Annotated in this window: 21 protein-coding genes; 11 read left to right on the top strand and 10 right to left on the bottom strand. The window is 56.9% G+C overall.

The window, feature by feature from the left end; translation table 11 throughout:
* The first annotated feature begins 242 nt into the window (after window positions 1-242).
* The 5 genes from rhaB (at window position 243) to rhaM (ending at window position 5,421) form a co-directional block, all read left to right on the top strand.
* Window positions 243-1,712 carry a rhamnulokinase gene (gene rhaB / locus VF709_RS19255; protein WP_086527978.1) on the top strand — a complete coding sequence of 490 codons (1,470 nt, stop codon included), beginning with the start codon at window positions 243-245 and terminating at the stop codon, window positions 1,710-1,712.
* Complete coding sequence (rhaA, locus tag VF709_RS19260) at window positions 1,709-2,968, top strand: L-rhamnose isomerase (protein ID WP_029882335.1); 1,260 nt, start codon at window positions 1,709-1,711, stop codon at window positions 2,966-2,968. The genes rhaB and rhaA overlap by 4 nt, the downstream gene beginning before the upstream one ends.
* Window positions 2,969-3,084: 116 nt before the next feature.
* Complete coding sequence (gene rhaD / locus VF709_RS19265; RefSeq protein WP_038420828.1) at window positions 3,085-3,915, top strand: rhamnulose-1-phosphate aldolase; 831 nt, start codon at window positions 3,085-3,087, stop codon at window positions 3,913-3,915.
* Between the two features lie 46 nt (window positions 3,916-3,961).
* On the top strand, window positions 3,962-5,110 hold the full coding sequence (gene fucO, locus VF709_RS19270) for a lactaldehyde reductase (RefSeq protein ID WP_114519383.1): 1,149 nt from the start codon (window positions 3,962-3,964) through the stop codon (window positions 5,108-5,110).
* Entirely contained in the window at window positions 5,107-5,421 is a 315-nt protein-coding gene (gene rhaM, locus VF709_RS19275; RefSeq protein ID WP_114519384.1) for an L-rhamnose mutarotase, read from the top strand. The genes fucO and rhaM overlap by 4 nt, the downstream gene beginning before the upstream one ends.
* Here rhaM and VF709_RS19280 read toward each other — a convergent pair.
* From VF709_RS19280 to VF709_RS19295, 4 genes are all read right to left on the bottom strand, one after another.
* Entirely contained in the window at window positions 5,409-6,686 is a 1,278-nt protein-coding gene (locus VF709_RS19280; protein ID WP_058679006.1) for an MFS transporter, read from the bottom strand. The two genes, rhaM and VF709_RS19280, sit on opposite strands and share 13 nt — an antisense overlap.
* Before the next feature lie 44 nt (window positions 6,687-6,730).
* Window positions 6,731-8,854, bottom strand: a complete 2,124-nt coding sequence (locus VF709_RS19285) for an alpha-galactosidase (RefSeq protein WP_187170890.1) — start codon at window positions 8,852-8,854, stop codon at window positions 6,731-6,733.
* 104 nt (window positions 8,855-8,958) lie between these two features.
* Window positions 8,959-10,053 (bottom strand): LacI family DNA-binding transcriptional regulator, encoded by a 1,095-nt coding sequence (locus VF709_RS19290; RefSeq protein ID WP_255250413.1) that lies wholly within the window; start codon window positions 10,051-10,053, stop codon window positions 8,959-8,961.
* Window positions 9,972-10,520: a helix-turn-helix domain-containing protein gene (locus VF709_RS19295; protein ID WP_013099345.1), complete on the bottom strand. Its 549-nt coding sequence runs from the start codon at window positions 10,518-10,520 to the stop codon at window positions 9,972-9,974. The genes VF709_RS19290 and VF709_RS19295 overlap by 82 nt, the downstream gene beginning before the upstream one ends.
* Before the next feature lie 101 nt (window positions 10,521-10,621).
* Between VF709_RS19295 and VF709_RS19300 the strand changes: the two genes are divergently transcribed.
* Together VF709_RS19300 and VF709_RS19305 are read left to right on the top strand one after the other, a co-directional pair.
* Complete coding sequence (locus VF709_RS19300) at window positions 10,622-11,281, top strand: AzlC family ABC transporter permease (protein ID WP_038985297.1); 660 nt, start codon at window positions 10,622-10,624, stop codon at window positions 11,279-11,281.
* Entirely contained in the window at window positions 11,281-11,604 is a 324-nt protein-coding gene (locus VF709_RS19305; protein WP_020686891.1) for an AzlD domain-containing protein, read from the top strand. Before VF709_RS19300 ends, VF709_RS19305 begins: the two co-directional genes overlap by 1 nt.
* A gap of 39 nt (window positions 11,605-11,643) precedes the next feature.
* Here the strand turns inward: VF709_RS19305 and VF709_RS19310 are convergent, their stop codons facing one another.
* The 6 genes from VF709_RS19310 to fdhD all read right to left on the bottom strand — a co-directional run bounded on the left by VF709_RS19310 (window position 11,644) and on the right by fdhD (window position 17,701).
* Window positions 11,644-12,234, bottom strand: coding sequence for a hypothetical protein (locus VF709_RS19310; protein ID WP_045901596.1), 591 nt, complete (start codon window positions 12,232-12,234; stop codon window positions 11,644-11,646).
* Window positions 12,225-14,654 (bottom strand): fimbrial biogenesis outer membrane usher protein, encoded by a 2,430-nt coding sequence (locus tag VF709_RS19315; RefSeq protein ID WP_187170891.1) that lies wholly within the window; start codon window positions 14,652-14,654, stop codon window positions 12,225-12,227. The genes VF709_RS19310 and VF709_RS19315 overlap by 10 nt, the downstream gene beginning before the upstream one ends.
* A 20-nt stretch (window positions 14,655-14,674) precedes the next feature.
* Window positions 14,675-15,358 carry a fimbria/pilus chaperone family protein gene (locus VF709_RS19320; protein WP_038420837.1) on the bottom strand — a complete coding sequence of 228 codons (684 nt, stop codon included), beginning with the start codon at window positions 15,356-15,358 and terminating at the stop codon, window positions 14,675-14,677.
* 74 nt (window positions 15,359-15,432) lie between these two features.
* Window positions 15,433-16,131: a DUF1120 domain-containing protein gene (locus VF709_RS19325; RefSeq protein WP_013099351.1), complete on the bottom strand. Its 699-nt coding sequence runs from the start codon at window positions 16,129-16,131 to the stop codon at window positions 15,433-15,435.
* Between the two features lie 406 nt (window positions 16,132-16,537).
* The gene (locus VF709_RS19330; RefSeq protein WP_013099352.1) at window positions 16,538-16,750 is read right to left on the bottom strand and encodes a DUF1471 domain-containing protein; all 213 of its coding nucleotides are present in this window, start codon (window positions 16,748-16,750) and stop codon (window positions 16,538-16,540) included.
* A gap of 114 nt (window positions 16,751-16,864) precedes the next feature.
* Window positions 16,865-17,701, bottom strand: a complete 837-nt coding sequence (gene fdhD, locus VF709_RS19335; RefSeq protein WP_149896928.1) for a formate dehydrogenase accessory sulfurtransferase FdhD — start codon at window positions 17,699-17,701, stop codon at window positions 16,865-16,867.
* 383 nt (window positions 17,702-18,084) lie between these two features.
* Between fdhD and fdnG the strand changes: the two genes are divergently transcribed.
* The 4 genes from fdnG to fdhE are packed head-to-tail and all read left to right on the top strand — an operon-like array spanning window position 18,085 to window position 23,608.
* Window positions 18,085-21,135 carry a formate dehydrogenase-N subunit alpha gene (gene fdnG / locus VF709_RS19340; RefSeq protein WP_440232183.1) on the top strand — a complete coding sequence of 1,017 codons (3,051 nt, stop codon included), beginning with the start codon at window positions 18,085-18,087 and terminating at the stop codon, window positions 21,133-21,135.
* A gap of 12 nt (window positions 21,136-21,147) precedes the next feature.
* Window positions 21,148-22,050 carry a formate dehydrogenase subunit beta gene (gene fdxH / locus VF709_RS19345; RefSeq protein ID WP_014833793.1) on the top strand — a complete coding sequence of 301 codons (903 nt, stop codon included), beginning with the start codon at window positions 21,148-21,150 and terminating at the stop codon, window positions 22,048-22,050.
* Window positions 22,047-22,682: a formate dehydrogenase cytochrome b556 subunit gene (fdoI, locus tag VF709_RS19350; RefSeq protein ID WP_013099357.1), complete on the top strand. Its 636-nt coding sequence runs from the start codon at window positions 22,047-22,049 to the stop codon at window positions 22,680-22,682. Before fdxH ends, fdoI begins: the two co-directional genes overlap by 4 nt.
* Window positions 22,679-23,608 (top strand): formate dehydrogenase accessory protein FdhE, encoded by a 930-nt coding sequence (fdhE, locus tag VF709_RS19355; RefSeq protein WP_047354398.1) that lies wholly within the window; start codon window positions 22,679-22,681, stop codon window positions 23,606-23,608. Before fdoI ends, fdhE begins: the two co-directional genes overlap by 4 nt.
* Window positions 23,609-23,617: the final 9 nt, after the last annotated feature.

Raw genomic sequence — 23,617 nt, forward strand, 5'->3', positions numbered from 1 at the left:
CTTAAATTTTTGACAGCAAACGTCGCAAAAGCTGTCCATTTTTTAAGAAACAGACAGAAAAATCGGGAAATGCGGTCAGCGTCACATTGCCCGTAAACCCCGCCCTGACTGGAAATTGTGAACTCCCTCACGTTCATCTTTGCTTTCTTGCCAGCGCGAGATTCGGGCTGTCAGTGACGAGAAGGTGGTCTTTTCTTCCCTTTTTTACACTCAGCACCAATGACTTAAGAAGGGACCTGACCATGACTTTTCGCCATTGTGTGGCTGTCGATTTAGGCGCATCCAGCGGCCGCGTAATGCTCGCCACCTGGGACTGCGGCAAGCGCACACTTACGCTTCGCGAAATGCACCGTTTCGCCAACTGCCTGCAAAAACAGGACGGTTTTGATACCTGGGATATTGATGCCCTGGAAGCGGAGATCCGCACCGGGCTGAACAACGTCTGCAACGACGGCATTCGCATCGACAGCATTGGCATTGATACCTGGGGGGTGGACTACGTTCTGCTCGACAGCCACGGCGACCGCGTCGGCCTGCCCGTCTCGTATCGCGACAGCCGCACCGACGGGCTGATGGCACAGGCCATCGCGCAGCTTGGCAAGGACAACATCTATGGCCGCAGCGGCATTCAGTTTCTGTCCTTTAACACGCTGTATCAGCTGCGCGCGCTGGTTGAGCAGCAGCCGGAGCTGGTCAAAAAGGTGGCGCACACGCTGCTGATCCCGGATTACTTAAGCTACCGGCTGACCGGCAACATGAACTGGGAATACACCAACGCCACCACCACGCAGCTGGTCAACATCAACACCGACAGCTGGGATGAAACCCTGCTGGCCTGGACCGGCGCTTCGCCTTCCTGGTTCGGCACGCCGACCCATCCGGGTAACGTAATCGGTTACTGGATTTGCCCGCAGGGGAATGAAATCCCGGTGGTCGCCGTCGCCAGTCACGACACCGCCAGCGCGGTAATTGCATCTCCGTTGGCCGGTAAAGACGCGGCCTATCTCTCTTCCGGCACCTGGTCTCTGATGGGCTTTGAGAGCAAAACGCCGTACACCAGCGACGCCGCGATGGCAGCAAACATCACTAACGAAGGCGGTGCCGAAGGCCGCTACCGCGTGCTGAAGAACATCATGGGGCTCTGGCTGCTCCAGAGGATGCTGAAAGAGCAGCACATTGCCGACCTGCCTGCGCTTATCGCAGAGACCGAAAAGCTGAAGGCCTGTACGTTCCTGATCAACCCGAACGACGACCGCTTTATTAACCCGGTGCATATGAGCGCCGAAATCCAGGCCGCCTGTTTCGAAGCCGGGCAGCCGGTGCCTTCCCGTCCTGCCGAGCTGGCGCGCTGCATTTTTGACAGCCTGGCCCTGCTCTACGCGGATGTTCTGAGCGAGCTGGCAAGCCTTCGCGGCAAACCGTTCAGCCAGCTGCATATCGTGGGCGGCGGCTGCCAGAACCAGCTGCTGAACCAGCTCTGCGCCGATGTCTGCGGCATCACCGTGGTGGCGGGTCCGGTGGAGGCCTCAACGCTCGGCAACATCGGTATTCAACTGATGACTCTGGACGAACTTTCAGACGTCGACGAATTCCGTTCGGTGGTCACCGCGAATACCCGCCTGACCACCTTTACCCCTAATCCCTGCCATGAAATTGCCCGCTACCGGGCGCAGTTTCAGCAAAAACGACTGACTAAGGAGCTTTGCGCATGACCACTCAACTTGAACAAGCCTGGGACTTGGCTAAACAGCGTTTCGCCGCCGTCGGCGTGGATGTCGACGCGGCGCTGCGCCAGCTCGACCGTCTGCCTGTCTCCATGCACTGCTGGCAGGGCGATGACGTCGCCGGCTTCGAGAACCCGGGCGGTTCTCTGACGGGTGGCATTCAGGCGACGGGTAACTATCCGGGCAAAGCGCGCAACGCCACCGAACTGCGTGCGGATCTGGAACTGGCGCTGAGTCTGATCCCGGGGCCAAAACGCCTGAACCTGCACGCGATCTATCTGGAGTCCGACGAGCCGGTGGCGCGTAACGCAATCAAACCGGAGCACTTTAAAAACTGGGTGGAATGGGCCAAAGCCAACAAACTGGGTCTGGATTTTAACCCGTCCTGCTTCTCGCACCCGCTGAGCGCAGACGGGTTTACCCTTGCGCATGCCAACGACGAGATCCGTCAGTTCTGGATCGACCACGTTAAAGCCTGCCGCCGCGTCTCAGCCTGGTTTGGCGAGCAGCTTGGCACGCCGTCGGTGATGAACATCTGGATCCCGGACGGCATGAAAGACATCACCGTCGACCGTCTCGCCCCGCGTCAGCGCCTGCTGGCCGCGCTGGATGAGGCCATCAGCGAAAAACTCAACCCGGCGCACCACATCGACGCGGTGGAGAGCAAGCTGTTCGGCATTGGCGCGGAGAGCTATACCGTCGGCTCGAACGAGTTCTACATGGGTTACGCCACCAGCCGCCAGACCGCGTTGTGCCTGGACGCCGGTCACTTCCACCCCACAGAAGTGATCTCCGACAAAATCTCCGCCGCCATGCTCTTCGTGCCGCGCCTGCTGCTGCACGTCAGCCGTCCAGTGCGCTGGGACAGCGACCACGTGGTGCTGCTGGATGACGAAACCCAGGCGATTGCCAGCGAAATCATCCGTCATGACCTCTTCGACCGCGTGCACATTGGCCTCGACTTCTTTGACGCCTCTATCAACCGCATCGCGGCATGGGTGATCGGCACCCGCAATATGAAAAAAGCCCTGCTGCGTGCGCTGCTGGAGCCAACCGCAGCGCTGAAACAGCTGGAAGCAAACGGTGACTACACCGCGCGCCTGGCGCTACTGGAAGAGCAGAAATCCCTGCCGTGGCAGGCCGTGTGGGAGATGTACTGCCAGCGTAACGACACACCGGCAGGCAGCCAGTGGCTGGAAAACGTGCGGGCGTATGAGAAAGACGTGCTGAGTCAGCGCGGGTAATTTTGCCCTCACCCTAACCCTCTCCCACAGGGAGAGGGAACTTTTACCCCCTCTCCCTGTGGGAGAGGGCTGGGGTGAGGGATTTCACCTCACCGCGATAACTGGAAAAGAAAACTATGCAGACCATCACCACCTCCTGGTTCGTCCAGGGCATGATCAAAGCCACCTCCGATGCCTGGCTGAAGGGCTGGGACGAGCGTAACGGCGGCAACCTGACGCTGCGCCTGGACGACGCGGATATCGAACCCTACACGGCCGATTTCCACCAGAAGCCGCGCTATATTGCCCTGAGCCAGCCCATGCCGCTGCTCGCCAATACGCCGTTTATCGTCACCGGTTCCGGCAAGTTCTTCCGTAACGTCCAGATTGATCCTGAGGCCAACCTTGGCGTGGTGAAAGTGGACAGCGACGGCGCGGGCTACCACATCCTGTGGGGCCTGACCGATGAAGCGGTACCCACATCTGAACTGCCGGCGCACTTCCTCTCGCACTGCGAGCGCATCAGGGCGACTGACGGCAAAGACCGCGTGATCATGCACTGCCACGCCACCAACCTGATCGCCCTGACCTACGTGCTGGAAAACAGCTCTGACTTCATCACCCGCAAGCTGTGGGAAGGCAGCACCGAGTGTCTGGTGGTCTTCCCGGACGGGGTCGGCATTCTGCCGTGGATGGTACCGGGCACCGACGAAATCGGCCAGGCGACCGCCAGAGATATGCAAAAACATTCGCTGGTGCTGTGGCCGTTCCACGGCGTCTTCGGCAGCGGCCCTACGCTTGATGAAACCTTCGGCCTGATCGACACCGCCGAGAAATCCGCTGAAGTGCTGGTAAAGGTTTATTCCATGGGCGGTATGAAGCAAACCATTACCCGCGAAGAACTTATTGCGCTCGGCAAGCGCTTCGGCGTAACCCCGCTCCGTTCAGCGCTGGAAATATATGCATAAACCCTCGCTGACCGGACGGTCCGGGCGATAGTTAAGGAGAATTATCATGAGCTTTATGTTGGCACTGCCAAAAATCAGCCTGCACGGCGCGGGTGCTATTGGCGACATGGTCAGGCTGGTGGCGAACAAACGGTGGGGCAAAGCGCTGATTGTCACCGACGGCCAGCTGGTGAAGCTGGGCCTGCTGGACAGTCTGTTTACCGCGCTGGATGCGCACCAGATGTCATATCAGCTGTTTGACGCGGTCTTTCCCAACCCGACGGAGGCGCTGGTGCAAAAAGGCTATGCAGCATACCGGGACGCGGAATGTGATTATCTTATCGCCTTCGGCGGCGGCAGCCCGATTGATACCGCCAAAGCGATTAAAATCCTCACCGCCAATCCGGGTCCGTCCACCGATTATTCCGGCGTCGGCAAGGTGAAAAACCCGGGCGTGCCGCTGGTGGCGATCAACACCACCGCAGGCACGGCGGCGGAGATGACCAGCAACGCGGTGATTATTGACTCCGCGCGTCAGGTGAAAGAGGTGATCATCGACCCGAACATCATTCCGGATATTGCCGTGGATGATGCCAGCGTTATGCTGGATATTCCTGCGTCCGTCACTGCCGCAACGGGAATGGATGCGTTAACGCACGCCATTGAAGCCTACGTGTCCGTTGGCGCGCACCCGCTGACCGATGCCAACGCGCTGGAGGCGATTCGCCTGATTAACCTCTGGCTGCCCAAAGCGGTCGACGACGGTCATAACCTGGAAGCACGCGAGCAGATGGCGTTTGGTCAGTATCTGGCGGGCATGGCGTTTAACAGTGCTGGCCTCGGCCTCGTGCATGCCCTGGCGCACCAGCCGGGCGCGACGCACAATCTGCCGCACGGCGTATGTAACGCCATCCTGCTGCCGATCATCGAAAACTTTAACCGCCCGAACGCCGTAGCACGGTTTGCTCGCGTGGCGCAGGCGATGGGCGTCGACACGCGCGGCATGAGCGACGAAGCGGCCAGTCTGTCAGCGATTCAGGCGATTCGCGACCTGAGCGCCCGCGTCGGCATTCCGTCCGGCTTCAGCAAGCTTGGTGTCACCAAAGCCGATATCGAAGGCTGGCTGGATAAAGCCCTCGCCGACCCGTGCGCGCCATGCAACCCGCGCACCGCCAGCCGCGACGAGGTGCGCGAGCTGTATCTGGAGGCATTATGATCCGCAAAGCCTTTGTGATGCAGGTAAACCTGGACGCGCACGAGGAGTACGCGCGTCGCCACAACCCCATCTGGCCCGAGCTGGAAGCGGTGCTGAAGGACCACGGCGCGCACCACTACGCCATTTATCTCGACAGGGAACGTAATCTGCTGTTTGCCACCGTAGAGATTGAATCGGAGGAGCGCTGGAACGCGGTCGCGAATACCGACGTCTGCCAGCGCTGGTGGAAACACATGCGTGATGTAATGCCGTCGAATCCGGACAACAGCCCGGTGAGTACCGGGCTGGAAGAGGTGTTTTATCTGGACTGACTGGTTAACGCTGCCGCGCCCGCGGCAGCGGCTATCTCCTGCCTGCTGCTCAGCGTAAACGCCGACACCACCGTAATTGCCAGCACGAAGCAGCCCAGCATCAGATACGTCTCCTGGAAGCCGATCCGGTCATACATATTTCCGGCAAAGGCGGAGAGGAAAATGGCCGCTGACTGTTTGGCAAACTGAAAGCCAATCAGATAGATAGTGGCCGAGAGTCGCGTATCAAACACGCCGGTGATGTACTTGAAGGCTCCCACCAGCAGGAACGGGACCTCCAGCGCGTGCAGCATTTTCAGGGCGATGACCTCCACGGCGGTGGTGGCAAACGACGAGCCGATGATGCGCGTCGCCATAATCAATCCGGCGATCAGCAGCGTATTTTTCGCCCCAATACGGTTAATGATCCACGGCGAGCAGAACATAATAATGGCGTTACAGATCTCCCCCGCCGTCGTCGCGAAACCAAAGGCGCGAGTGCCCTCCTGCGGCGTGGCGAAGAAGGTTTTGAAGAAGGTGGCGAACTGCTGATCAAAAACGTCATAGACGCAGGCCACGCCAATCACGTACAGAATAAACATCCACATTCTGCGCTGACGGAACAGGTTAAAGACCGTTTTCGCGGTGATCTGCGGCTGGTTGGCCCCCAGGGCATTCATCACCTGTACCGTCTGATTGGGCTTCGGCTTTGCGACCACCAGCAGCAGCATCAGCAACAGCGCCGCCGCCGATCCCATCCAGAAAACGTATGACGGATCGATACCAAACAGGATGCCCCCCGTTGAGGCGCACAGCCCCCAGCCAAGGCAGCCGAACATGCGCGCCTTGCCGTATTCAAAGGCGCTGTTGCGGCTCACGCGTTCGATATAGGCCTCAATCGCCCCGGACCCGGCCGAGAAAACAAAGCCGATATACAGCCCGCCGCTCAGCGCACCCAGCCAGATGTTGGTTTTCAGCAGCGGCGCGAAGACGTACAGGAAGAAGGGCGCGAACAGAAAGAGCAGTACAGAGATAATCCACAGCAGATGCTTCTTCAGCCCCAGCTTGTCCGAAATCACCCCCAGCACCGGCTGGAAGGCGATAGCCGACAGCGAAATGCAGGAGAAAACAATGCCGGTATGGGTTTTGTTCAGGCCGATGATGTCCGACAGCCAGATAGGCAGGAACGGAAAGCAGGTGGCCATGATGAAGAAGTAGAGAAAGAAGAACAGCCCGAAGATCCAGAAGTTAGGGTTGTCTTTGTGGGTACAGGTTGTTGTGTTCATTATTTTTATCCTCAACGGAGGGCCAGTTTCCCGGCCCGTCACCCTTACACGCGTTCCACACCAATCAGAATGGCGGTTTCCGGATCGAGAATCGGCAGCGCAATACCCGCCTGCATCAGCCACTCACCGCTCACCGTTTGCGGTGTCTCCATCCATGCTGGCAGCTTGCGCATGGTGTGCCCCCCCTCTCCCGTAATCTGAATATTCGGGTGATCGAGCAGCGAGATACGGTACTGCGCGCTGGCCTCCAGCCCCGGCATGCGCAGCGGCATCATCAGGGTATAATCCGGCATCGCGAGCTGGCTGACGATAAACAGTCCCTGCGACTTGTCTTCGCTCACGATCCCCTGTGCCAGCGTGGTGACGTCCGGCATATCTACGCGCCACTGGGTGCCATGGTGGATCACCTCGCGCCACTGCTTATGCAGCGCAGCGTAATGGCGATAACCTTCGCGCTCTTTCTCATCGACGGTGAGCGGATCCAGCTCCAGCCCCATATGGCCAAATAGCGCCGTCAGGCCGCGGAAGGCAATGCTGTGCTGGCGGAACGTCGCGTGGCATTTATGATGACCGATATGCGCGCCCATCACCTCCGGCGGGAAGAAGTAGCTCATGCCGCGCTGAATAGCGTTGCGCTCCAGCGCGTCGTTGTTGTCGGACGCCCAGAAGCGATGGCTGCGAGTCAGCACCTCGTAATCGATTCGTCCGCCACCGGAGGAGCAGGATTCAAATTCAATATGCGGGAAACGCTCGCCCAGCACATCTAAAAGTCGATAAAACTGGCGGGTCTGCGCGTCGGCGGCGGCTCTGCCGTTATGGCCAGGCTGCACCAGCTCGCGGTTCATATCCCATTTCACATAATCAACCGCATGCTCGCCCAGCAGCCAGCTCATGCGCTCCACCAGGTAATCAAACGCTTGCGGAATGTTCAGGTTGAGCACCAGCTGGTGTCGTCCGGTCGCCTGCGCGTATCCCGGCAGCGCCAGAACCCAGTCAGGATGCTCGCGGTAGAGATCGGAATCCGGGTTGATCATCTCCGGTTCAATCCAGATGCCGAACTCCATGCCGAGGTTTTTGACATGGTCGATCACTGGCCGCAGGCCGTTCGGGTATTTATTCTCATCCAGATACCAGTCGCCCAGCGCAGCATGGTCGTCGTTGCGCCCTTTAAACCAGCCGTCGTCGATGATAAAGCGTTCCACACCCAGCGCGGCCGCCTCGTCAGCCATACGCATGATGTAGTTCGGATCATGGTTGAAGTAGATCCCCTCCCAGGTGTTGAGATGGACCGGACGCGGTTTGTTTTCCGGGAAACGGATGATGTTGTCGCGCAGGTAGCGGTGAAACTGCTGGCTCATCCCGTTCAGCCCGTGCGCGGAGTAGCTCGCATAAAGGCGTGGCGTCCAGAGCGTTTGTCCCTCTTCCAGCGCCATCTCTCCTGGCAGGTAGAGCGCTTCCGCTTGCAGATAGCGACGGCCATCGGTTTTGGCTTCAGCGCGAAGGCGATGGTTGCCGCTCCAGCCCAGATGCACACCCCAGACATCGCCGTGCATTTCGCTGAACGACGGCGTGCCTGAAATGAGCGCCGGGAAGTGTTCGTGAGACGTTCTACCCCGGCGGTTCTCAATCACAAAGCTGTCATGCTCCAGCATGACGCGGTGCGGCTGGAATTCACGGATCCAGCGGCCATGAAACGCCATCACCTCCCGGGCGCGCTCCGCCACGGGCAGCGTGACGGCAAAACGGTCCACCTGCCACGCCTGCGATTTCAGGTTGGTTACGCCGTGCCGCACGACCAGCACGCCGCTGGCGTCCAGCGCCAGCACGCTGGTCAGGCGCAGGCCCGCGTGTTCATCTTCTGCCGTTATCGTCAGGGTTTGTCCCTGCTGCTGCACGTCGGTGGTGCTGAAAACCGGGGAACCATCCAGCCCCTGCCGGTGCCCCTCAATGCCGGGTGAACCAAACAGGCCGTGTCCAGGTTCAGCCATCAGCGTAACCGGGGAATCCACGTCGAGCCTGCCGTTAGCCACCGGGCGTTCGAGCGTAGCGGCATCCTGCGGCGAAAAGTGCTGAAGGTGCGGCCCCCAGTAGAGAATTTCGGCAAACGGGTGCGTTTTTATCACCACGTCCACCGTGTTGCTTACGAGTCGAAAAACGGAATCTTGCATCAGACATCTCCAGTCATCGGGATGTCCTGAGTGTTGATCCGAAACGTTTCGGATACAAACCAAAACGTTTCGGATCTGTGATCGGGTTTGGAATTTTGCGTTGTTTACGCCGTCTGGCCTGGGGAGAATTCCGGCTGCCAGAGCACCTGAAGAGTGTCGATGTCGTCGCCGTTAATCAGCTGGCGCACCATATCGGCAATCTGCTTCCCGACGCCCTGACGGGTAGACTGGATCACCGCCGCCACGTCGATATCGACGATGCTGTCCTGGGGCAAACCGTCGTAGACCACCAGCGATACGGCATTCTCGCCGGTTAGACGGCCAAGCTGTGCCAGCGCCATTGCCGCGCCGTCGCCGTGGGTGTTGCAGTCGGTGATGATGGCCGTGGGGGGTTGCGGCAGAGAGAGCAGCTCTTTTGTTGTGGCGTAGCCGACCCGGCGGGAAGGCGGCATGGCGCGCAGCCACTCGCTGGACAGCCCGGCTTCACGCAGCGCATCCAGATACCCCTGGCGACGCTGGGTGATGAACGCCTGGTTGTTACTTTCGCCGAGCAAAGCAATGCGCTGATGGCCTTTTTCGATCAGCCAGCGGGTGGCCTGATACGTACCGGCGTAGTTGTCAAAATCAAACCACGCGTAGGGCTGCGGCAGCTGACTGCGTCCGAGAGCCAGAAAGGGGAATCCGGCAGCCTGAAGCTGCTCAAGGCGCGGATCGTGATCCAGCGTGTGCGCCACAATCAGCGCATCCACGCGACGGCTTTGCACCATGCGCATATAGCTGTGTTTATCGGCCAGATCGTCATCGGCAATCAGCAGGAGATCGATTTCATGTCGCGCCAGTTCGTGGCTAATTTCGCCGACCATGTCCATAAATACGCTGTTATTGAGCGGAACAGGATGTACCGGAAAAACCAGCCCCACCGCGTCGATCTTGCCCATCTTCAGACGACGGGCAAAGGTATTGGGCCGATAGCCGCGTCGCTGGGCTTCCGCTTCCACGCGGGCGCGCGTCTCGCTGGAGACGTCGTCATATCCGTTGAGGGCACGACTGACGGTGGTAACCGAAAGCCCCAGTTCTTTGGCGATAGCTTTAAGCGACATGCGTTTCCGTTTCCTGGTTAATTTTGTTCCGCCACCAGTAGCGCGTAGGTGTCTGGCTCCAGGGCCTTGAAGATATGCGGTTCGTCGGCGGGATAGCAAATGTAATCCCCTGCCTCCAGCACCTCCGCGGCATCAAGCAGACCGACCAGTGCCCGGCCCTGGGTCACAATAATATGTTCAACCGACCCCGGTGAATGGGGCTGGGAAATACGATCGGCACCTGGCTGGGTGATGAGCAGGTAGACATCGCGCCGTGCGCCCGGGGGGCATGCCGCCAGCAGAATGGCTTCGTAATTGGCCTGCCCGGCGACCACTTTTGTGCCTTCACCGCGGCGGATCACCTGCGTGGTCGGCTGCTGCGGCTCCAGCAACCGTGCAAAGGGAATATCCAGCGCCACACATAGCGACCACAGCGTCTCAAGGCTGGGATTGCCATTGCCGGACTCCAGCTGCGAAAGTGTGGATTTGGCGATACCGGCACGGCGGGCAATTTCCGCCAGTGAAAGTCCGGTTCGCAGGCGTTCTCGCACCAGACTTTTGGCGATCACGCTGATTGGCTGCGTCATAAACGGCCTCTTGTTCTATAAATCGAACGATTCGTTCATCTTGTAAACCGAATCTGATCCGTTCATTATAATGGATACACGTTCGATATGGCTAAAATTGTATGAAACGTTCTCTCTCTTGCCTGAAAGGCGACACCATCAAAGCAATTATCCTCGTTTGCCTCGCCGTTGGCGTGGTGGGGATGTCATACGGCTCGCTGGCGATGGCCTACGGTTTCCCGCTGTGGGTACCGTTTGTACTGTCTATTACCGTGCTGGCGGGGGCCTCGGAGTTTATGTTTATCGGTATCGTGGCGAGCGGGGGTAACCCACTGGCGGCGGCCGCGGCCGGGCTGCTGGTGAACGCCCGCCATGTGCCGTTTGGCGTTACGGTGCGCGAGCTGGTGGGTAAACGCGGTTTAAGTTTTTTGGGCTGCCACATCATGAACGACGAAAGCGTGGTGTTTGGGCTGTCGCAAAAAACCCCGGAGCAGCGCAAAACGGCCTACTGGCTGTGCGGCCTGGGCGTTGCCATTCTCTGGCCGCTGGGTACCCTGCTGGGTGCCATGGTCGGAAAACTGTTGCCGGCCCCGGAAACCATCGGGCTGGACGCGGTATTTCCGGCCATTTTGCTGGCCTTAGTGGTTCCGGCGTTTAAAAACCGCACCACGTTCATCCGCGCTTGCAGCGGCGCCGCCCTGTCGCTGGCCGCCGTACCGTTCGCTCCGGTGGGCTTACCGGTACTGCTCTCTTTACTCGGTCTCGCCGCGAGGAAAAAATAATGGAAAACATGACCCTCTTTATCCTCGGTATCGCCATTCTGTCAGCAGGGACCTATCTGATGCGTCTTGGCGGGGCGAAACTGGGTAGCCGACTGGCGCTGTCCGAGCGATCTCAGGCACTGCTGTCGGATGCGGCAACGGTGTTGCTGTTTTCCGTGGCGCTGGCGACCACCTTCTATGAAGGGGAACATTTCGCCGGAATGGCGCGGGTGCTGGGCGTGGCGTTTGCGGTGTTTCTGGCCTGGCGAAAAATGCCGTTAATTGTGGTGATCGTGGCGGCGGCGGTCGTTACGGCGCTGCTGCGTCTGGCGGGCATGGCATAAAAAAGCCCGACAGCACGCGTCCGTCGGGCAAGGCGGCGTTTACTGCGCCGCGAGGGTAACGTAATTCACCGTCAGCATTTCTTCGAGTTCCGCCGTGTTGCCGGTCCTGAACGCGTTATCGTTGAGATAAGTGACCACCGAGAGCGTAACAACCAGCTGTTTGCCCGCCACCTCGCTGCCGTTCACCGCCACAAGCGACGTATCCGGTGGCAGCGTAACCTCCGCTGCACCCGCGGTGACCTGCGCCGCGCCGCGCGGCACGGCCGCCAGCTGCACGGCACCATTATCCATGCGGGCCTCTTTCGCCGTGATTTTCAGCACACCGTTGTCGCTAAAGCGATACGCTTTATTTCCACGGGCCGGGCCGTCCACCTGCAGGCGGATCTTGCGCGCGTCCGGGCAGATCACCGACACCTGGATCTCACGTTCTGACGAGGCATAACCCCGGTACGTTTTTCCGGCAATATCCGTGCTGACCTCGCGCATCGCCTCCCGACGTAGCAGACCATTATTGATACTCTTTACAGACGAAACCACCTGACACTCTTCTTCTGCCAGGACGAAGGGAGCATGGCTGAGGGCGACGCAGGCCAGCAGCAGTAAACACGTGCGATGAATAATCAGAGACATTTTCCGTTTATCTCCTCGTAGAATTGAGTGGGGTCCGCTTCCGGCAAAGTGAAACTCAGCGTGCAACGGCCAGCATCCTGCTTCGCATACAGCGTCTGGCTGGCGGAAATATCATTCAGGAAAATGATGCCGTCTTCCGGTGCAGAGGTGATGTACTCCCCTTTCCCGTTCACGACAGAAACGCCTTTCGGTAACGGCGTGCCGTCCGCGCGCGTAATGTTCAGCAGCACGCGGCGCTGGCTCAGCGTGGTGAACTTCCAGTGAGCAAATGCTCCGTGGGAGGCCTTCAGCGACGCATGACCGTTGCTGACGTCAACATTGCCCGGCAGGCTTTGGGTATCTATTTCAACCGTACTTTCGCTGAACGGTGTCAGGGCGGGCACAACCGCTCTGCCCCATTTGTCCGTCCAGACGTTACCGCGCGGGGTACCTATCGCCACCCCGGCAACGGGCTTGTCCAGCGCCACTACCGCATAGGTATCTGTTACCGGATAAGGTGAGAAGGTAACGCCATCACCGTGCGCGACAATGCCGCCGCTCAGTGCGATCGAGGAGTTACGGTTACTTTCATTGTCACCGCCAATCCCCAACGCGAGCGTGGTGTAGTGCAGGTTACTGTTCAGCGAACCATCCCAGTTGGTTACGCTGTCATCGTGATCCTGAGAGACGCCCACCGTGTAGGTGTTTTCATCGTTAAATGACCCCATGGCGCGGGTCCCGTAAGAGGCTTTGCCCTCGTTTTCACGGTACCAGCTGTTGGTGGACACGCCGGTGCGGCCCAGCGGCACAGAGACGTTCACATAAAACATATCGCTGTCGCTGGTGTACTTATCACCGTGGCTGATGTCTGATTCCCAGTTTACGCTGACGTTAAAATAGCGGAACGACCGCGACCATGACGAAATGATGCGGCGGCTGTCGTATTCGCTGTTCCATGTCTGGTTGTTGTAATAGCTCAGAGAGAAACGGCCCAGCGTCGGGTTCGACCAGCTCACGCCAACGTTGGTGTCGTATTTTGTGGTCGAGTAGTCATCGTCATCGCTGTATAACTCCTGCATTTCACGATACTTCGGCGTACCGTAGCTCCCGCCAAGGGACAGGCCGAGCCCCCACGGTAAGGCGTAGCCGAGATCCAGCGTGGTTTTGTTACCGTCGGTTTGCGAGAGGTTATCAATGGAGCCGAGAAAACCCAGCGAGGCATACATATGCTGCATCGGCACGGTGTCAATGTTGGCGGAGAAACCGTAATAGTGGTTATCTGCCATCACCATGCCGGCGAGAAAGTTCATCCGGTTGTTAATGGACCAGCCGTTTGATGCGGCGACAATCCACGGCTGCGTAAAGTTTGTCTCCATGTCCTCTGCACGCCCGACGGCCAGTGAAAACCCCGGCGCGCGGCCCACGTGGTTGCTACGGAAGGTGCTGGCGGAAACCGTAAAATGGCTTTCGCTGCCGTCGGTTTCCGTCACCGTGACCTTTAAATCCGTGTTCAGGTTGGCAACCGGCACATCGCTTAAGGTGAACGGCCCGGCAGGTACCAGCGTGGAGAAGATCAGCTGTCCACCCTGGCGAATGTCCACGCGCGCCTGGGCGTTGCGGGCAATACCACTCACCTCAATACCGCTGCTGTAGCCCGGCAGGAGAGCGTTATCCGGCATCATCTGTACGCCATAGATGCCGGGGATACTGAAGCGGCTGTTGGCGATGTTAATTTGCCCCCCCTGCACCATCACGCCGTAGTCGGTAAAGGTGCGCTGTGCATAGGTGTAGAGCGAGTCGCTCTCGAACGACATGCCGCTGCCGTCGCTGATAAACTGCGAACTGCGCACAATCCAGTCGCCTGCGTTAAAGCCAAATTCAAACGAAGCCTGAAAGCGATCGGACTTATCATCATCAAAGTCGTAATGGGTGCCAAACATGGAGTAGTTCAGCATAGCCGCGCGTCCGCCACGCACGTCAGCCACCTGGCGGCCACTTTCCGGGTTAATGGCCTCCGGCGGAACAACCAGTGAAATTTCGTCTACGTCTGGAGAAGTGACGACCGTTGCGTTTTTCCAGTACTGGTGAATTGAAGGGCACGTTTCACGCTTGAGCTTTTTATATAACCCGGCGGCGTCCAGAAATTCCCCATCAATACACGGAAGACCTTCATCATTAAATTTCACGGGCATAATGCCGCGCTTTTTGCCGTTAATAAGCACGGTGACATTATGGTAACCCGGCATAAATCGCGGGGCGACGGCATAATAGTCAGCAATAGCCGGATCGAGGCCATTCTCTTTTAACGCCTGGGTATCGAAAAACGCTCTTGCCAGCTCCATACTGGGCGCTGCCGTTGGCAGAATTTCTGCACGAATTCCGAATGCCACCGCGCTCAGGCAAAATGCCAGCACGCCTGTTTTACAGGGGGAAATATTCATGGCCACTCCGTCGGGTATTATTATTTTACTTCAGCAACGTAAGAACTGGCTTTATAGCCAAAGCGGGTAGCAGGGTACATTTCTACCTTGTTATTCTGCCCGGTTATTTTGTTTTCTGACGTCGCTATCATCGTCTGGCCGGGAAGAATATAGCTTTTGTCGAATTTGACCTTAATTCGTGACGGTAATAATGTGGCGTTTTGCTCCATACGCACCACATAAGGCGTATCGTTTACCACCGTCAGGTTGCCATTTTTAATCTGCCAGCGCAGATCTTTCCACGGCTCCATATTCACGTCGAGACCCGCCGGGTGAATAATGACCGGGAGATTCTGGCTGAACACCATTTTCACTTTATTCTGCTCTCGTTGCGGAATAGTGGAAAAAATGACGCGTTTTAAGTGTTCTGTTTTTAATTTTTCCGCGCTGTCTTTTAAGACAAAGCGGACACGCTGCGTTTTACCGGCATTTACACGTACCACCGGTTGAGTGACAATAACACCGGGTGTGGGATCGTCCGGTAAATCGACAATACGGGTATAAAGAAGCTGGGCGGTATCGTCGCTATTTTTCACATCCATGCTCGCTCCCCGCTCGTCTTCGTTAATCAACAGCAGGGAAGTATCTGGCACCATACCGGCGGCAAATGTCTGCAACGACGAAAGCAGGCAAACGCAGAGCAACGTTTTTTTAGAGAGAATCATAATATTAGTCCGTTAATATTGATGGAGACTGCTCCCCTAATCAGAGGAGCAGTGAATTATCAGCACTGTGATAATCAGAGGTAAACCAGCTCAACGTTGGTTAAACCGTCCAGCGTCACTTCATCCGTGACGTTTAAATCGTTGGTTGGGTTGATTGTGGCGCTCACAGCAACCTTAAAGTTGATCTTGCTTTCTGCAGAAGGCGCGCCACTCGTTTTATCTGAAGCAAAGGCATAAATTTCAGAATTGTCACTGTAAATTTGCATATAGTCGGCGCCTCTAACAACCCAGCCTTTTCCACCATCTATACTCGCCAATGGATAAAGCGGGTCCCCATTACTGTTAGTGTTTGCACCTTGAGTACGGAATAACGCTAATGCATAGGCACCAATTTTTTTATCGTTATACATTCCCAGACCAAACACAGTAGATGGCGAACCGGTAAAGCCATTACCCATTACGACTTTTTCAGTGGGTGAAGAGTCATCACGCGAATCGGTAAACTTCACAGCAACACGCGTGGCTTCTTCACAGGTAATGGCAACAGGAATTTCTTTCATTTCCGTCAGCGGGGTCATGCTGGTCGAGTTGAGTGAGGCAACCTTCATGGTACCAAAGTCAGCCACACCGCCACCGCTTGGGAAGGCTGGAGTGCATGAGGATGGAAGGATTTTACCTGTTACTTTAATATCAATGCTTTGTGCAGCCATAGCTGTATTAACCGACATGGCTAACGCTGTAACCAGCATTCCTTTTTTGATCAATGCGTTCATTCAATTTCCTTATTAAGGTGAAATACAAAAGAAAGCCAAATGCCAACATTTGGCCGAGGGTATCGATAAGCAATATTAATTGCCGGAAAATACCAGCATCAATAACCGCTATCAATTGTCTGACCCATCTTTAGGATTTAGACCTGAGGAATTCCTTAACTATTAAGATCAATTATTTGGAATATGAATGTAAATAGCGCCAGCGGCTTAAAAGCATTGAAGGGAATTATGTTATCGACAGTCTTATCAGACAAATTATTTAAGAGGGTTATTTAACGATAAGCGTTAAACAGGAATAACAATTGAGAAGAGGGGGGGAAGTATCGCCTTTGCAAGCGAGAAGCAGGATGGCTTTATGTTTACACCTGTCCCCGCTCCGAAGAGCAAGGGACAGTGGCAACACAACTTATTTGTTCAGTTCCGCGGTCATATGTACGCGGTTACCAGAGAATGCCTGAGTAATTTTGTAAGAGGACGCGCCCGCTTCCTGAGCCTGAGCGGCGATTTTCGCTTCTGCGCCATCCAGCGTGGAGGCGGAAGCGGTGACAGTCTGTGCAGCGAAAGAACCGAATGAAGCAGCCAGAGCGATTACAGCGACAAAAGTTTTGATGCTTTTCATGATATAAACCCTTTCGTTAAGTTGTTCAGGTAAGGCACCGTGCCTTGATGAGATAAATACTAGACCTCATAACCGACAACTAAAAGCGGAAGGATTTGCTATTATCATTCAAAATTACTGATCAACAATTAATCGCTGCGGATGGGTATAAATTGTCGCCCTTCCCGGTTTGCAGAAGCCGACCAGCGTCAGGTTACAACGCTCTGCCACCTCTACCGCCAGCGTCGTCGCCGCCGAGACCGCAAACAGGATTTCGACGCCGCACATCGCAGATTTTTGCACCATCTCGTAGCTGGCGCGGCTGGAAACCAGCGCTGCGCCCTGCTGCCAGAGATCGCTCTCCCGCGCCCGACGCCCCATCAGTTTATCCAGTGCCACGTGACGTCCCACGTCTTCATGCCCACCGGCGATCTCGCCTGATGGCAGAACCCATGCCGCCGCATGCGTACAGCCGCTCAACTGGCCGATGGGCTGCACGTCGTTGAGGTGGGCAAGCGCGTGGTCGAGGTTGGCCAGATTGAAGGTCTGCGTAAAGGGCAGCGGCGCGACAGGTTTGCCGATATCGTTCAGTTGCTCAACGCCACAGACGCCGCACCCTGTTCGCCCGGCCAACGCGCGACGTCGCTCCTTCAGCCCCATAAAGCGACGACTGGAGAGTTCGATCTGCACTTCCAGACCGTTGCAGGCCTGAACCACATCCATGCCGTAAATGTCCTGCGGATGCGCAATGATGCCTTCCGAGAGCGAAAACCCGATGGCGAACAGTTCAAGATCTTTTGGCGACGCCATCATCACAACGTGCGAGATGCCGTTGTACACCAGAGCGACGGGAACTTCTTCCGCCAGAAAATCGGGCGTGGCGTGGGTAATGTGAGGGGGTCGATGTACCGACAGCTCCTCAATGCCTGCTGGCAGCGGTGACGAGTGGGTAGCACGGTTTTGTTTAGACACAACGGTTTTCCTGAACAACCACGGAGGTGAGCCTGCTATTGCAGCATAAACCACAGGCCTTACGCATAGTATGGATCAACTTTTCAGCACCCAACCGCCTCAAGTTTACCTACTCATTCTGGAGAGGTGCAACCGGCGCCATGCTACACCCCTGTAACATGCGGGGTTAATAATGTGATTGATATCACACTTTATAATCAACACGGTGATAATACGTTCACTTTGTATTAACGCCATTGGAACAGGCGTACCGACATTGTGGTATTCTGGTGATATCCCCCGGAGAAATGAGGGATTAACGCAAATTTTTCTCCTTTGCGGTCATTATTCAACCGCGAAGTCAAAACTACATATGTAAGCAATGTCGAAACAAGGAGTGACCCATGCAGGTCAGCAGAAGGCAGTTCTTTAAGATCTGCGCTGGCGGTATGGCAGGCACCACGGCAGCGGCACTGGGCTTTGCGCCTGGCGTAGCGCTGGCGGAAACGCGGCAGTATAAACTGCTGCGCACCCGTGAAACCCGTAATACCTGTACGTACTGCTCTGTCGGTTGCGGGCTGTTAATGTATAGCCTCGGCGACGGTGCTAAAAACGCCAAAGCGTCTATCTTCCACATCGAAGGCGACCCGGACCATCCGGTCAACCGCGGCGCGCTGTGCCCGAAAGGGGCCGGTCTGGTGGACTTTATCCACTCCGAAAGCCGTCTGAAATTCCCGGAATATCGCGCGCCTGGCTCTGATAAATGGCAGCAAATCAGCTGGGAAGAAGCATTTGACCGCATCGCTAAACTGATTAAAGAAGACCGCGATGCTAACTTTATTGCGAAGAACGCCGACGGCGTGACGGTCAACCGCTGGCTCTCGACCGGGATGCTCTGTGCATCGGCTTCCAGTAACGAAACCGGCTATTTAACCCAGAAATTCACGCGCGCACTCGGTATGCTCGCGGTCGACAACCAGGCGCGTGTCTGACACGGACCAACGGTAGCAAGTCTTGCTCCAACATTTGGTCGCGGTGCGATGACCAACCACTGGGTCGACATCAAGAACGCCAACCTCATTGTGGTGATGGGCGGTAACGCCGCTGAAGCGCACCCTGTCGGGTTCCGCTGGGCGATGGAAGCCAAAATCCACAACGGTGCGAAACTGATTGTGATCGATCCCCGCTTTACGCGTACAGCGTCAGTGGCGGATTTCTACACCCCTATTCGTTCAGGTACTGACATCACTTTCCTGTCAGGCGTATTGCTGTACCTGATGACTAACGAAAAATACAACCGCGAATACACCGAAGCCTATACCAACGCCAGCCTGATTGTGCGTGAGGATTACCACTTCGAAGATGGCCTGTTCAGCGGTTACGACGCCGAAAAACGCAAGTACGACAAAACCAGCTGGAACTACGAGCTGGACGAGAACGGCTTTGCGAAGCGCGACACCACCCTGCAACACCCGCGCTGCGTGTGGAACCTGCTGAAAGAGCACGTTTCCCGCTATACGCCGGATGTTGTTGAGAACATCTGTGGTACGCCAAAGGCTGACTTCCTGAAGGTCTGCGAGCTTATCGCCGAAACCAGCGCGAAAGACAAAACCGCGTCGTTCCTGTATGCCCTCGGCTGGACGCAACACTCCATTGGTGCGCAGAACATCCGTACCATGGCGATGGTTCAGCTGCTGCTCGGCAACATGGGGATGGCAGGCGGCGGCGTGAACGCCCTGCGCGGTCACTCCAACATTCAGGGTCTGACCGACCTCGGCCTGCTGTCACAAAGCCTGACGGGTTATATGAACCTGCCAAGCGAGAAACAACCGGACCTGCAAACCTATCTGACAGCCAGCACGCCAAAACCGCTGCTTGAAGGCCAGGTGAACTACTGGGGCAACTATCCGAAGTTCTTCGTCTCGCTGATGAAAGCCTTCTACGGCGACAAAGCGACGGCGGAAAATAGCTGGGGCTTTGACTGGCTGCCGAAGTGGGACAAAGGTTACGACGTGCTGCAGTACTTCGAGATGATGCACCAGGGTCAGGTCAACGGCTACATTTGCCAGGGCTTTAACCCGGTCGCCTCGTTCCCGAACAAGAACAAGGTTGTCGAGTCGCTGTCGAAACTGAAGTTCCTGATTACCATCGACCCGCTCAACACCGAGACCTCGACCTTCTGGCAGAACCACGGTGAATCGAACGACGTCGATCCGTCAAAAATTCAGACCGAAGTGTTCCGTCTGCCATCAACCTGCTTCGCGGAAGAGAACGGTTCTATCGTCAACTCTGGCCGCTGGCTGCAGTGGCACTGGAAAGGTGCGGACGCCCCGGACATCGCCATGAACGACGGCGAGATCCTGGCCGGTATCTTCTTACGCCTGCGTAAGATGTACGCGGCAGAAGGCGGCGCGAACCCGGAACCGGTTCTGAACATGACCTGGAACTACTCGACGCCGGAGAATCCATCCCCGGAAGAAGTGGCGATGGAGAGCAACGGTAAGGCGCTGGCGGACGTTATCGACCCGGCCACCGGTACCGTGCTGGCGAAGAAAGGCGATCAGCTCAGCACCTTCGCGCACCTGCGTGATGACGGCACCACCTCAAGCGGTTGCTGGATCTTTACCGGTAGCTGGACGCCGAAAGGCAACCAGATGGCCAACCGCGATAACGCTGACCCATCGGGCCTTGGCAATACGCTGGGCTGGGCTTGGGCATGGCCGCTGAACCGCCGCATTCTCTATAACCGTGCCTCCGCTGACCCGCAGGGTAACCCGTGGGATCCGAAGCGTCAGCTGCTGAAATGGGACGGCGCGAAATGGGGCGGCGTGGATATTCCGGACTACAGCACTGCCGCACCAGGCAGCGATGTCGGGCCGTTTATCATGCAGCCTGAAGGGATGGGACGCCTGTTTGCCATCGATAAAATGGCGGAAGGGCCGTTCCCGGAACACTACGAGCCGTTTGAAACGCCGCTGGGTACTAACCCGCTGCACCCGAACGTGGTCTCTAACCCGGCTGCCCGTATCTTTAAGGGCGACTTTGAAGCGCTGGGTAAAAAAGACAAGTTCCCGTATGTGGGCACCACTTACCGTCTGACCGAGCACTTCCACTACTGGACCAAGCACGCGCTGCTTAACGCCATCGCGCAGCCGGAACAGTTTGTGGAGATCGGCGAGAAGCTGGCGAACAAGCTCGGCATTGCCCATGGCGATACCGTGAAGGTCTCCTCCAACCGTGGCTATATCAAGGCCAAGGCGGTAGTGACCAAGCGTATTCGCACGCTGAACGTACACGGTCAGCAGGTGGATACCATCGGTATTCCGATTCACTGGGGTTATGAGGGCGTGGCGAAGAAAGGGTTCATTGCGAACACCCTGACGCCATTCGTCGGTGATGCGAACACGCAGACGCCGGAGTTTAAGGCCTTCCTCGTGAACGTGGAAAAGGTGTAACGGAGACGACTTATGGCTTATCAATCTCAGGACATTATTCGTCGTTCCGCGACTAACGGTTTCACGCCCGCGCCTCAGGCGCGGGACCACCAGCAGGAAGTGGCGAAGCTTATCGACGTTACCACCTGTATCGGCTGTAAAGCCTGTCAGGTGGCCTGTTCAGAGTGGAACGACCTCCGTGACGAAGTGGGTCACAACGTCGGGGTGTACGACAACCCGGCCGACCTGACCGCCAAATCCTGGACGGTAATGCGTTTCTCTGAAGTGGAGCAGAACGACAAACTGGAATGGCTTATCCGCAAAGACGGCTGTATGCACTGTGCGGATCCGGGCTGCCTGAAGGCGTGTCCGTCAGAAGGGGCTATCATTCAGTATGCCAACGGCATTGTCGACTTCCAGTCCGAGCAGTGCATCGGCTGCGGCTACTGCATCGCGGGCTGCCCGTTTGACGTGCCGCGACTGAACCCGGAAGACAACCGCGTCTACAAATGTACGCTGTGCGTTGACCGCGTGAACGTTGGCCAGGAGCCAGCCTGCGTGAAAACCTGTCCAACCGGCGCCATCCACTTTGGCTCCAAAGAGGATATGAAAACGCTGGCGGCCGAACGCGTGGGTGAACTGAAAACCCGTGGTTACGATAACGCTGGCCTGTACGATCCGGCCGGTGTGGGCGGTACGCACGTGATGTACGTGTTGCACCATGCCGACAAGCCGAATCTGTATCACGGCCTGCCGGAGAACCCGGAAATCAGCGCCACCGTGAAGTTCTGGAAAGGCATCTGGAAACCGCTGGCAGCGGTAGGCTTTGCTGCCACCTTCGCAGCGAGCATCTTCCACTACGTCGGCGTCGGTCCGAACCGCGCGGAAGAGGAAGACGACAACCTGCATGAAGAGAAAGACGAGGTGCGCAAATGAAAAAACGTGACACCATCGTGCGCTACACCGCGCCGGAACGCATCAACCACTGGGTCACCGCCTTCTGCTTTATGCTGGCGGCGATAAGCGGGCTGGGGTTCTTCTTCCCGTCCTTCAACTGGCTGATGCAGATACTGGGTACGCCACAGCTGGCGCGCATCCTTCACCCGTTCGTGGGTGTGGTGATGTTTGCCTCGTTTATCATCATGTTTTTCCGTTACTGGCACCATAACCTAATCAATCGGGATGATATCTTTTGGGCGAAGAATATTCGTAAGATCGTCGTCAACGAGGAAGTGGGTGACACCGGGCGTTATAACTTCGGCCAGAAGTGCGTATTCTGGGCGGCGATTATCTTCCTGGTCCTGTTGCTGGTGAGCGGCGTGATCATCTGGCGTCCGTACTTTGCGCCTGCTTTCTCAATCCCGGTGATCCGATTCGCGCTGATGCTGCATTCATTTGCCGCAGTGGCGTTAATTGTGGTTATCATGGTGCATATTTACGCCGCCCTCTGGGTGAAAGGCACCATTACCGCGATGGTGGAAGGATGGGTAACCAAAACGTGGGCGAAGAAACATCACCCGCGTTGGTACCGTGAAGTCCGCCAGAAACAGGAAAAGTCATCTGAATGAGTATTCGCATAATCCCGCAAGATGAGCTGGGGTCGAGCGAGAAACGCACGGCGGAATATATTCCGCCGTTGTTATTCCCCAGACTCAAGAACCTCTACAACCGCCGTGCAGAGCGCCTGCGCGAGCTGGCAGAGAACAACCCGCTGGGCGATTTTCTGCGTTTTGCCGCGCTGGTTGCCCATGCGCAGGAAGTGGTGCTGTACGACCACCCGCTGCAAATGGATTTGACTGCGCGCATCAAAGAAGCCAGTGAGCAGGGCAAGCCGCCGCTGGATATTCACGTCCTGCCGCGTGACAAGCACTGGCATAAGCTGCTGCATTCTCTGATTGCCGAGCTGAAGCCCGAGATGAGCGGCACCGCACTGGCGGTCATTGAGAACCTGGAAAAAGCCTCCGATCAGGAGCTGGAAGAGATGGCGAGCGCGCTGTTTGCCTCTGACTTCTCGCTGGTCAGCAGCGATAAAGCGCCGTTTATCTGGGCTGCGCTGTCGCTCTACTGGGCACAAATGGCCAGTCTGATCCCCGGTAAAGCGCGCGCCGAATACGGCGAAGCGCGCCAGTTCTGTCCGGTGTGTGGCTCAATGCCAGTCTCCAGCATGGTACAGATCGGCACCACCCAGGGGCTGCGCTACCTGCATTGCAACCTGTGTGAAACCGAGTGGCATGTGGTGCGCGTGAAGTGCAGCAACTGCGAGCAGACCCGCGATCTGAACTACTGGTCACTGGAAAATGAAGAGGCGGCGGTAAAAGCCGAAAGTTGCGGCGATTGCGGAACGTATCTGAAGATTCTTTATCAGGAAAAAGACCCGAAAGTTGAAGCGGTGGCCGACGATCTCGCCTCGCTGATTCTGGACGCCAAAATGGAGCAAGAGGGCTTTGCCCGTAGCTCTATCAACCCGTTCCTGTTCCCGGGTGAAGGGGAGTAATCTCCTGTA

Origin of the sequence: Enterobacter sp. Lyrl_3, assembly GCF_051948675.1 — a bacterium.
Lineage (GTDB): Bacteria > Pseudomonadota > Gammaproteobacteria > Enterobacterales > Enterobacteriaceae > Enterobacter > Enterobacter cloacae.